The sequence below is a fragment of the Amycolatopsis sp. NPDC003731 genome (assembly GCF_053586895.1).
In genome coordinates, this window is record NZ_JBSFNC010000223.1 from 1 (window position 1) to 11,094 (window position 11,094).

Sequence of the window (11,094 nt, forward strand, 5' to 3'; positions counted from 1 at the left end):
GTGATCTTCACGTCGGGGTCGACGGGCCGTCCGAAGGGCGCGATGGTGCACCGCCGCGGCATGGTGAACCACCTGCTCGCCAAGGTGGAAGACCTCGACCTGGAGCCCGCGGACGTGGTCGTCCAGAACGCCCCGGTGACCTTCGACGTTTCGGTGTGGCAGATGCTGGCCCCCTTGCTGGTCGGTGCCCGGGTCCGGGTGGTGTCCCGGGCGGTCGCGGCCGACCCGGACGCCTTGTTCGGCCTGATCCGGGCCGAGGGTGTTTCGGTGCTGGAGGTCGTGCCTTCGCTGCTGCGCGCGGCCCTGGATTCGTGGGATTTGGCCGGGCGGGCTGCCGATGTTTCGGGGCTGCGCTGGCTGGTGGTGACCGGTGAGGCGCTACCGCCGGATCTGTGCGCGCGCTGGTTCGCGCGGTTCCCCGACGTGCCGCTGGTGAACGCGTACGGTCCGACGGAGTGTTCCGACGATGTGACGCACGCGGTGATCCGGTCCGGCGTCGAGGTGGTGCCGATCGGCCACGCCGTGCGGAATTCGCGGCTCTACGTATTGGGCGACGAGCTGCGTCCGGTGCCCGCGGGTGCCATCGGCGAGCTGTTCGTCGGCGGCCTGGTCGTCGGCCGGGGTTACGTGGGCGACCCGGCGCGGACGGCGGCGGTGTTCGTCGCGGATCCGTTCGGGGAGGCCGGAAAGCGGATGTACCGCACCGGCGACCGGGTCCGGATGCGCCCGGACGGTCAGCTGGAGTTCGTGGAGCGCCGCGACTTCCAGGTCAAGATCCGCGGCCACCGCATCGAGCTCGGCGAGATCGAAAGCGTCCTGCGGTCCGTGCCCGGGGTGCTGGACGCCGTCGTGCGCGTGCTCACCGACGCCGACGGCGGCAAACGCCTCGCCGGCTACCTCGTCGGCGTCGACGCCGAAGACCCGGTCGACGCCGGCCACGTGCGCAGCACCGCCCAGCAGCTGCTCCCGGACTACATGGTGCCCTCGGCACTGGTCGTCCTCGACGAACTGCCGCTCACCGAACACGGCAAGGTCGACCGCGAAGCGCTGCCCGCCCCGGACTTCCGGGTCGAGGTCGTCGGGCGGCGGCCCCGCAACACCGTCGAGACGGTCGTCTGCGACATCCTCGCCGAAGTCCTGTCCGTGCCGCGGGTCTACATCGACGACAACTTCTTCGCCCTCGGCGGCGACAGCATCAGCGCGATCCAGGTGGCCGGCCGCGCCCGCACCGCGGGCATCGAGCTGACCCCGCGCGACATCCTCGAACGCCGCACCCCGGCCGCGATCGCCGAGCAGGTCGCCGTCCGCGAGCCGGGCGCGGGTGTCTTCACCGTGGCGGACGGCCCGCTGGTCGAGCTGACCGGCGACGAACTGCGGGACCTGGCCCCCGACGGCGGCCGCATCGAGGACGCCTGGCCGCTTTCCGCCCTGCAGCAGGGGTTGCTGTTCCACTCGGAGTTCGACCCCGACGGCGTCGACGTCTACACCGTGCAGGCCACCGCGGACCTCGCCGGCCCGCTCGACGTCGAAGCCCTGCGCGACGCGTGTGCCGCCCTGCTGCGCCGGTACGCGACCCTGCGCGCGTACTTCCGGCACCGCCGCGGCGGCGACGCCGTGCAGCTGATCGCCGCCGAGGTCGGCCTGCCCTGGACCGAAATCGACCTGACCACGCTGCCCGAAGCCGAACGCGAGGAGCGGCTGGGGCGGCTGGCGGCCGAGGACCGGGAGCGCCGGTTCGACCTCGCCCACCCGCCGCTCGTCCGGTTCACCCTGATCAAGGTCGCGGCCGGGCGACACCGGTTCCTCTGGACCGCCCACCACATCGCCACCGACGGCTGGTCGGTGCCGATCCTCATCCGCGAGCTCGCCACGCTGTACACGCACGGCCCGGCGGCCGCGCTGCCGGAAGTGGTTCCGTTCCGGAACTACCTCGCCTGGCTGGGCCGCCAGGACGAGCAGGAAGCCCGGCAGGCGTGGCGCGAAGTCCTCGACGGTCTCGCCGAGCCCACGAAGGTGGCCCCGGAGGTCGACGGCCACCTCAAGGCGGTGCCGGAATCGGCCGAGGTCGTGCTGTCGCGGGAGGAGACCGCCGAACTGGTGGCGTGGGCGCGCCGCCACGAGCTCACCTTGAACACGGTCGTGCAGGCCTGCTGGGCGATCCTGATCGGCCGGCTCACCGGCCGCCGGGACGTCGTGTTCGGCTCGGTCACCTCCGGGCGCCCGGCCGAGCTGCCGGGTGTGGAGACCATGGTCGGGATGTTCATCAACACGGTCCCGGTCCGGGCCGATCTCGACCCGGCCGGCACCCTCGACGAGCTCCTGGTCGTCCTGCGCGACCAGCAGGCCCGGATGTCGGCCTACCAGCACGTCGGTCTGGCCGAGGTGCAGAACGACGTGCCCGGCCTCGCCGGCACCGGCGAGCTGTTCGACACCGCGATCGTCTTCGAGAACGTGCCCGCCGACGGCGAGCAGACCGAGGTCGTGCTCGGTGCCGACGTCCGCGTGCTCGACGCCGTGACCGAGGACTCCCGCCACTACCCGCTCAGCCTGGTCGTCAACCCCGGCCCCGAACTGGCCTTCCGGTTCGACTACGCGCCCGAGGCGTTCGACGCCGAGCGCGCCGGCCGGATCACCGGCATGTTCCGGCACCTGCTCGACACCGCCATCGCCGATCCTTCGGTGGCGCTGGGCGCGATCGACGTCGTCCCCGCGGCGGAGCTGGAGCGGGGCGCCGGTGTCACCGGGCCGGTGGGCGCCGACGTGGTGTCGCGGGTGTGCGAGTTCGCTTCGGCCTCGCCGGACGCGCCCGCGGTGGCCGACGGCGGCGCGTGGGTTTCGTACGCGTCGCTGGCCGGGCGCGCGAGTGCGCTGTCCCGCCGGCTGCCGTCCCGTGGCGTGGTCGGCGTCCTGGCCGACCCCGGGGTGGGTTTCGTGACGTCCGTGCTGGGCGTGCTGTGGTCCGGGGCGGCCTACCTGCCGTTGGACCCGACGCTGCCGGTGGCCCGGCTGGCCGGGCTGCTGGCGGACTCGGGCGCCACGGCCGTCGTGGTGGGCCCGGGCTTCGAGGACCTGGCGGCCGAGATCGTCGGCGGCGACACCCGGATCGTGGCCCTGGACGACGCCGAAGACACCGAGTGGGCGCCGGTTTCCGGCGGCGACGCCGGTCTGGACCTGGCGTACGTGATCTTCACGTCGGGGTCGACGGGCCGTCCGAAGGGCGCGATGGTGCACCGCCGCGGCATGGTGAACCACCTGCTCGCCAAGGTGGAAGACCTGGGCCTGGCGTCCTCGGATCTGGTGGTGCAGAACGCTCCGGTCACGTTCGACGTCTCGGTGTGGCAGATGCTGGCGCCGCTGCTGGTCGGCGGCCGGGTCCGCGTGGTGTCGCGGGTCGTGGCGGCCGACCCGGACGCGCTTTTCGGCCTGATCCGGGCCGAGGGTGTCTCGGTGCTGGAGGTCGTGCCATCGCTGCTGCGCGCGGCCCTGGATTCGTGGGATTTGGCCGGGCGGGCTGCCGATGTTTCGGGGCTGCGCTGGTTGGTGGTGACCGGTGAGGCGCTACCGCCGGATCTGTGCGCGCGCTGGTTCGCGCGGTTCCCCGACGTGCCGCTGGTGAACGCCTATGGCCCGACGGAGTGCTCGGACGATGTGACGCACGCGGTGATCCGGTCCGGCGTCGAGGTGGTGCCGATCGGCCACGCGGTGCGGAATTCCCGGCTTTACGTGCTGGGTGACGAGCTGCGTCCGGTGCCCGCGGGTGCCATCGGCGAGCTGTTCGTCGGCGGCCTGGTCGTCGGCCGGGGCTATGTGGGTGATCCGGCGCGGACGGCGGCGGTGTTCGTGGCCGATCCCTTCGGCGAGCCGGGCACGCGGATGTACCGCACCGGCGACCGGGTTCGGATGCGCCCGGACGGTCAGCTGGAGTTCGTGGAGCGCCGCGACTTCCAGGTCAAGATCCGCGGCCACCGCATCGAACTCGGCGAGATCGAAGCCGCCCTCGCCGCGCACGCGGGTGTCGGGGAAGCGGTCGTCACCGTGCACGGCACCGGCAACGACCGGCGGCTCGTCGCCTACGTCACCGGCACCGCCACCGCCGGGGAACTGCGCTCGCGGCTGAGCGAGCAGCTGCCGGCGTACATGGTCCCCGGCGCGTACGTCGTCCTCGACCGCTTCCCGCTGACCGCGCACGGCAAGATCGACCGCAAGGCGCTGCCCGCACCGGAACAGCACACCGGCACCGCCGCCCGCGGCCCGCGCACCCCGGTCGAGGCGACCCTGTGCGAGATCTGGGCCGACGTCCTCGGCCTCCCGGAAGTCGGGATCGACGACGACTTCTTCGCCATCGGCGGGCATTCCCTGCTGGCCAACTCGGTCGTGAGCCGGGTCCGGTCCGCTTTGGACGCCCAGCTGTCCATTCGCGACCTGTTCGAAGCGCGGACGGTCAGCCGGCTCGCCGGCCGGCTCGTCTCCGCGGGCCAGGCGGGCGCCGGGTTCCGGAAGCTCGCGCGGCCGGAGCGGATTCCGCTGTCCCACGCGCAGACCCGGATGTGGTTCCTGAACCGCCTCGAAAGCGCGGGCTACACCATCCCGCTGGCCGTCCGGCTCGGCGGCGCCCTGGACCCGGCGGCGCTGGCGGCCGCGCTCGACGACGTCGTCGAGCGGCACGAGATCCTGCGGACGGTCTTCCCGGACGTCGACGGCCTCCCGTACCAGCGGATCCTGCCGCCCGCCCCGGTGCTGGCCACGGCGACGATCGCCGAAGACGAGCTCACCGCGGTCCTGGCGGCCGAGGCGGGCCGTGCGTTCGACCTGGCCACGGACCGCCCGCTGCGGGCGACGCTGTACCGCGTCGGGGCCGAGCACGTCCTGCTGCTCGTCCTGCACCACATCGCGGGCGACGCCTGGTCGGTGGACGTCCTGGCCCGCGACCTGGCGACCGCGTACGACGCGCGGGTGCGGGGCGCCCGGCCCGGGTGGGCGGAACTGCCGGCGCAGTACGCCGATTACGCGGTCTGGCAACGCGAACTGCTCGACGACCGCCAGGCGGCGGACCGGCAGTGGGAGTACTGGCGCGACGCGCTCGCCGGCCTGCCCGACGAGCTGCGGCTGCCCGCGGACCTCCCGCGCCGCGGCACGACCGCTTTCCGGGGCGGTTCGGTCGAGTTCGAGGTGCCCCCGACCGTCCACAAAGCACTGACCGCGCTGGCCCGCCGGTCGGGTGCGAGCGTCTTCATGGTGGTCCAGGCGGCGGTGGCCGCGCTGCTCACCAAGCACGGCGCGGGCACGGACATCCCGCTCGGCAGCCTGGTCGCGGGCCGGTCGGAGGAGGTGACGAACGGCCTGGTGGGGTTCTTCGTGAACACGCTGGTCCTGCGCACCGACACCGGCCGCAACCCGACGTTCGCCGAGCTGGTCGCCCGGGTGCGCGACACCGACCTCGAGGCGTACGCGCACCAGGACCTGCCGTTCGAGCTCCTGCTCGAGCTGGCCCGCCCGGCGCGCTCGCTGTCGCGGCAGCCGTTGTTCCAGGTGATGCTGTCCTACTACGAGGTCCCCGACCCCCGCTTCACGATCGGCGAGTTGTCGGTGCGGCCGGAGATCCTCCCGCCGACGGGCGCGAAGTTCAAGTTCGACCTGACGTTCCAGCTCGGCGAGCGCCCGGGAGAGGGGGGCCTGGAGGGAAGCATCGAGTACTGCGCGGACCTGTTCACCCCGGAGACGGCGGAGTTGCTGTCCACCCGCCTGGGCCGGCTGTTGTCGGCGGTGGCGGAGGATCCGTCGCTGCCGCTGAGCGCGATCGAGCTGGGCGAGCAGGATCCGGTTGTCGTGGCCGCGGAACCGGCCGAACTGCCGGCACTGCGGAGCGGCCGCGGACCAGCGCTGATCGGGGAGGGCGGCCGGGTGAGCCACGCCCAGTTGCGCCGCCGCGTGACCGAAGCGGCCCGGAAGCTGACGTCCCGCGGGGCGGGTCCGGAGCAGACGGTGACGATCGCCGCGGAGTCGGCGCTGGACCGGGTGGTCCACGTCCTGGCCGCACTGCAGGCCGGCGCCGCGTACCGCTTGGTCGAGCCGGCCGGGGAACCCGGAGCGACGATCGAGGTCGGCCGCGCGGTGGCCGGCCCCGCCGACCAAGGCCCGGCGGCGCATGCCGAGGCGGGCCGCCCGGTGGGCGGCTCCGCGGCTCCGGCGGGCGCCCCCGCGGCGGCAACCGAGGTCGGCTCGCCGCTTTCCGGTGGGGCGGCTTCCTCCGCCGCGCCGATCACTCCCGCCCACGCGGCCGCGCACCTGCCGGACGGCACCGTCCTCACCCGCCGCGCGCTGGCCGAGGCCGTCGCCGCCCTGCAAGCCTCCATTCCCGCCGGCCGCCGGGTCGTCGTCCCGGACCTGCCCGACGCCATTCCCGCGATCCTCGCCGCGCTGGCCGCCGGCGGGTCCGTCCACCTCGCCGAGGCCGAAACCGGTGATCCCGCCGCGCTCGCGCAGCTCCTCGAAGGCGAACTGCCCGCCGTCCTCTTCGCCACCCCGCACCAGGTCCGGGCGCTCGCGGCCCGCCACGAACCGGCGCTCGCCGGCGTCCGGCTGATCGTCACCGGCGAACCACTCGCCGCTCCGCTCACCGAACGGCTCTACCGGGCGGGCGCCGAAGTCCACACCCACTACCGGACCCTCACCGGCCCGGCCGAACCCGGCACCCTGCCGCCCTCATCCCGGGCCTGCGTCCTCGACGACACCCTCCGGCCCGTCCCACCCGGCGCCCACGGCGACCTCTGGCTCGCGACCCCCGCCCGCGGCTTCGCGGGAGAACCCGGCCGCACCGCCACGCACTTCGTCGCCGACCCCGTCACCCCCGGCGCCCGGATGTTCCGCACCGGCGACGTCGTCCGCCGCCGCCTCGACGGCAGCCTCGAACCGGTCGGCGGCACCGTGCGGGCCCGCGGGTTCGCCGTCCGGCCGCGAGAGGTCGAGGCCGCGCTCCTGCGGCACCCCGGGGTCGCCGCGGCCGAAGTCGTGGTCCGCGACGACCAGCTCGTCGCCTACGTCGTCGGCCATGGCGACGACCTGCGCGACCACCTCGCGCGGGAACTGCCGGACTTCGCGGTCCCGTCGGCGATCGTCGCCCTCGAGGCCATCCCGCTCACCCCGGCCGGCGACCTCGACCACGCGAACCTGCCCGCGCCCGAACGGAAAGCCGGCACCGCCGCCGCGGAGGTCCTCCGGCTGGCGTTCGCCGAAACCCTCGGCCTGCCCGAGGTCGACGCCGACGCCGACTTCTTCACCCTGGGCGGCAACAGCCTGCTCTCCGTCCGGCTCGTCGCGCTGGCCCGCAACGCCGGTCTGCACTTCACCGTCGCGGACGTCCTGACGCACGGGACCGTCGAGCGCCTCGCCGCGCTGGCCGGCACCGGCGGCGGGGCGGGTGACGTGCTCGACCCGTTCGCCCCGGTGCTGCCGATCCGGCCGGACGGCGACCGCGCGCCGCTGTTCTGCGTCCACGCGGGACTCGGGCTGAGCCTGCCCTACCTCGGGCTCGTCCAGCACCTCGCCCCCGGCCGCCCGATGTACGGGCTGCAGTCGCCCAACATCGGCGGGGACCCCGAACTGCCGGTCAGCGTCGAAGACGTCGCCGAGGAGTACGCCGCCCGGATCCGCGCGATCCAGCCGTCAGGCCCGTACCACCTGCTCGGCTGGTCCTTCGGCGGGTTGCTGGCGCACGAAATCGCGGTGCAGCTGCAGGAAGCCGGGGAGCAGGTCGAGACGCTGTGCGTGCTGGACAGCTTCCCGGTCGAGGCCGACGGCCAGGCCCCGCCGACCCGCCACGAGCTGCTGGTCAGCTTCCTCGAGCACCTCGGCTACGACGCCGACGAGGACGCCGAGCTGACCCCGGCGGCCGTCATCGACGTCCTGCGCCGCGGCGGGTCGCGGCTGGCCGGGATCGGCGAGGAGCGGATGGCCCGCGTGCTGGACGTGATGAGCAACAACGGCGAGCTCGCGCTCCGCTACGAGCCCGCCCGCTTCTCGGGCCGCCTGCTGCTGTTCCTGGCGGCCGACGGTCTTTCCGAAGCCGACCTCGCCGAGCGGCCCGGCCGCTGGGCACCGTACGTCGACGGCGCGATCGAGACGCACCGCATCGGCTGCGGGCACGAATTCATGATGCACCCGCAAGCCCAGGCCGCCATCGGCCGGATCGTCGCCGCCGCTCTGGACGGCTCTTCCGAGGAGGACGAATGACTGTGATTGCCCCGGTGCGGACCGGGCGGGTTTCCGACGCCGTGGTGGAGGTGCTGGCGCTCGCCGGGCGCCGGCTCACCCACCTGCGCAACGTTCCCGGCCGCCTGCTGGCGGTCACGCTGAACCCGCTGATCACCATGCTGGCCATCGGGTACGTGTTCAAGGACGCGGTGATCGTGCCGGGCAGCGGCAGCTACCCGGAGTTCCTGTTCCCGGCGGCGCTGATGCAGGTCGGCCTGGCCGGCATCGCGCCCACCGCCATCGCCGTCGCCACCGACCTCAACGGCGGCCTGACCGACCGGTTCCGCTCGCTGCCGATCGTGCGGCCCGCCGTGCTGATCGGGCACTCCCTCGGCGACCTCGTGGTCGGCCTGATCGCGCTCGCCATCACCGTCGCCTCCGGGTTGCTCGTCGGTGGCCGCGTGCACACCGGGTTCCTGCCGCTCGCCGGCGGTCTCGCCCTGCTCGTCGTGTTCCTCTACGCGATGATCTGGGTCGGCATCCTGCTCGGCCTGTCGCTGCGCAACCCCGAGGCGATCGACGGCATCGGCGCGGTGGCCACGCTCGGGCTTTCCTTCCTCTCCAACGCGTTCATGTCGACCGACCGCCTGCCCGGGTGGCTGCGGCCGGTCGCGGAGTGGAACCCGGTCAGCTCGGTGACCACCGCCGTCCGCCGCATGTGGGGCACGCCGGTCGACGAGACCGGGTTCCCCGCCCAGCACCCCGGCGTGGTCGTGGCCGTCACCCTCGTCGTCACGCTGGTGCTGGCCTGCGCCTTGAGCTTCCGGAAGTACCGCACCATCGCCTAGCGGGTCAGGTGGCGGTCAGCGCGCCGTCAGCCGGTCCGAACACCATGACAGCAAGCCGCCCGAAACAGACGGAGATGTGAAGTGACGAGTCCATTCGACGACGAGAACGGCCGGTTCCTCGTCCTGGTCAACGCCGAGGAAGAACGCAGCATCTGGCCGGTGTTCGCGGCGGTGCCACCGGGGTGGGACGTCGTGCTGGGGGACAGTTCCCGCGCGGAGGCGGTCGCCCACGTCGAGGCCACCTGGACGGACCTGCGCCCGAAGAGCCTGCAGGACGCCGGCTGATGGCGAGCGACGCGCTCGACCGCGAAGCGGCCATCGAAGTCACGGGCCTGCGCAAGGGCTTCGGCGACCACGAGGCCCTGGCCGGCATCGACCTGCGGGTGCCCGCCGGCTCGGTGCTGGGCCTGCTCGGCCCCAACGGCGCCGGCAAGACCACGACCGTCCGGGTCCTCGCGACACTGCTGAGCCCGGACGGCGGCACCGCCCGCGTGGCCGGCTTCGACGTGGCCACGCAGGCGAAGGAGGTCCAGCGCCGGATCGGGCTGGTCGGCCAGTACGCCGCGGTCGACGAGCTGCTCACCGGCCGGCAGAACCTCCAGCTGCTCGGCACCCTGCTGCACCTCGGCCGGCGCGGGGCCCGCGAGCGGGCCACCGAGCTGCTCGAGCGGTTCGACCTGACCGCGGCGGCCGACCGCGCGGTCGGGACGTACTCGGGCGGCATGCGGCGGCGGCTCGACCTGGCGACCTGCCTGATCGGCCGCCCGTCGGTGCTGTTCCTCGACGAGCCGACCACCGGCCTCGACCCGGCGAGCCGCAGCACGCTGTGGGGGATCGTGCGGGGCCTGGTCGACGAGGGTGTCACGGTCCTGCTCACCACGCAGTACCTCGAGGAGGCGGACTACCTCGCCGACCACATCGTGGTGATCGACCACGGCCGCGTGATCGCCGAGGGCACCGCCGACGAGCTCAAGCGCAAGATCGGCGCGGAGCGGCTCGAAGTCGCGGTCGCCGACGCGAAGTGGCTCCAGCCCGCGGTGTCGGCGCTGTCGGCCGTGTCGGCCTCGGCGGTCACGGTGGACGAACGCAAGCGCAGTATCGCGGTGGAGCTGCCGGAGACGGCCGGGGGCATCGCGGCCGCGGCCGCCGCCCTGCGCGACGCGGGTGTCGAGTACACGGACTTCGCGCTGAGGCGCCCGACGCTCGACGAAGTGTTCTTGGACCTCACCGGGCGTCCTTCGAGCCCCTGACCCACCCCCGGCCGCGACGGCCCGTGTCGTCCGGCCGGGTACGCGTGTCGTCCAGCTGGGGACGCGTGTCGTCCGGCTGGGTACGCGTGTCGTCCGGCTGTGGCCGGACGTGGCGTGAGGCCGCGACCGCCCGCCCCCGGCGTCAGCGGGCGTCTTTCGGGCCCCGCACCCGCCACCAGTTCGTCCGGCCTCCGAGCACCGCCAGGCGCGGCAGCAGGAGGAACCGGACGATCAGGGTGTCGGCGACCAGGACCACCGTGGTCGCCAGGGCGAACTCGCGGACGTCGCCGCTCTCCGTCATGCCCCAGACCAGCCACATCACCACCGCCACCAGCAGTGCGCCGCCGGAAGCCGACCAGGCTCGGCGGCAGGCGTGCGCCACCGTGTTGCGGCGGGACATCCCCGCCAGGGTTTCGCTCCGGAGCCGGTGCAGGAGGTACACCTGCAGGTGGTTCCCCGGCACCAGCAGGACGACCACCAGGACCATCGGGGCCCAGCCGGGCAGCGGATCGACCAGCAGGGCCAGGATGCCCAGCCCGGCGAGCACGGCGACGCCGTTCAGCACGAACGTCGCCAGCGCCACCACCGGCCGCCGGTAGGCGACGAGGGTGGCCAGGCCCAGCACCACCAGCAACGTCACCACCCCGCGCGCGTCCAGGTCGTCGACCAAGGGGCGGCAGCCCGGGCAGCCGGGGGAGAACACGCGCAGCGACCCGTACACCGCGGCGGCGCCGAGGGACGACCTCCGCGCGTGGATCCCGCGGCTGGCCGCGCTGCCGCCGTCGAAGCGCGCCGAGCTGCCGGGC

5 protein-coding genes are annotated in these 11,094 nt (G+C 73.8%); 4 read left to right on the forward strand and 1 reads right to left on the reverse strand.

The annotated features are described in order from the left end of the window. The 4 genes from ACWDN5_RS44180 (at nucleotide 1) to ACWDN5_RS44195 (ending at nucleotide 10,288) form a co-directional block, all read left to right on the forward strand. A complete protein-coding gene (locus tag ACWDN5_RS44180) occupies nucleotides 1–8,229 on the forward strand; it encodes an amino acid adenylation domain-containing protein (RefSeq protein WP_449680467.1) in 8,229 nt (2,742 codons plus the stop codon). Further along, complete coding sequence (locus ACWDN5_RS44185) at nucleotides 8,226–9,038, forward strand: ABC transporter permease (protein ID WP_310969875.1); 813 nt, start codon at nucleotides 8,226–8,228, stop codon at nucleotides 9,036–9,038. The genes ACWDN5_RS44180 and ACWDN5_RS44185 overlap by 4 nt, the downstream gene beginning before the upstream one ends. Before the next feature lie 81 nt (nucleotides 9,039–9,119). Continuing rightward, entirely contained in the window at nucleotides 9,120–9,323 is a 204-nt protein-coding gene (locus tag ACWDN5_RS44190; protein ID WP_310969876.1) for an MbtH family protein, read from the forward strand. Then, nucleotides 9,323–10,288 (forward strand): ATP-binding cassette domain-containing protein, encoded by a 966-nt coding sequence (locus ACWDN5_RS44195; RefSeq protein ID WP_449680468.1) that lies wholly within the window; start codon nucleotides 9,323–9,325, stop codon nucleotides 10,286–10,288. Before ACWDN5_RS44190 ends, ACWDN5_RS44195 begins: the two co-directional genes overlap by 1 nt. Before the next feature lie 142 nt (nucleotides 10,289–10,430). On the opposite strand, the gene ACWDN5_RS44200 is transcribed toward ACWDN5_RS44195, so the two are convergent. Continuing rightward, nucleotides 10,431–11,094, reverse strand: a 664-nt coding sequence (locus tag ACWDN5_RS44200) for an MMPL family transporter (RefSeq protein ID WP_449680469.1), incomplete at its 5' end; no start/stop codon positions are given.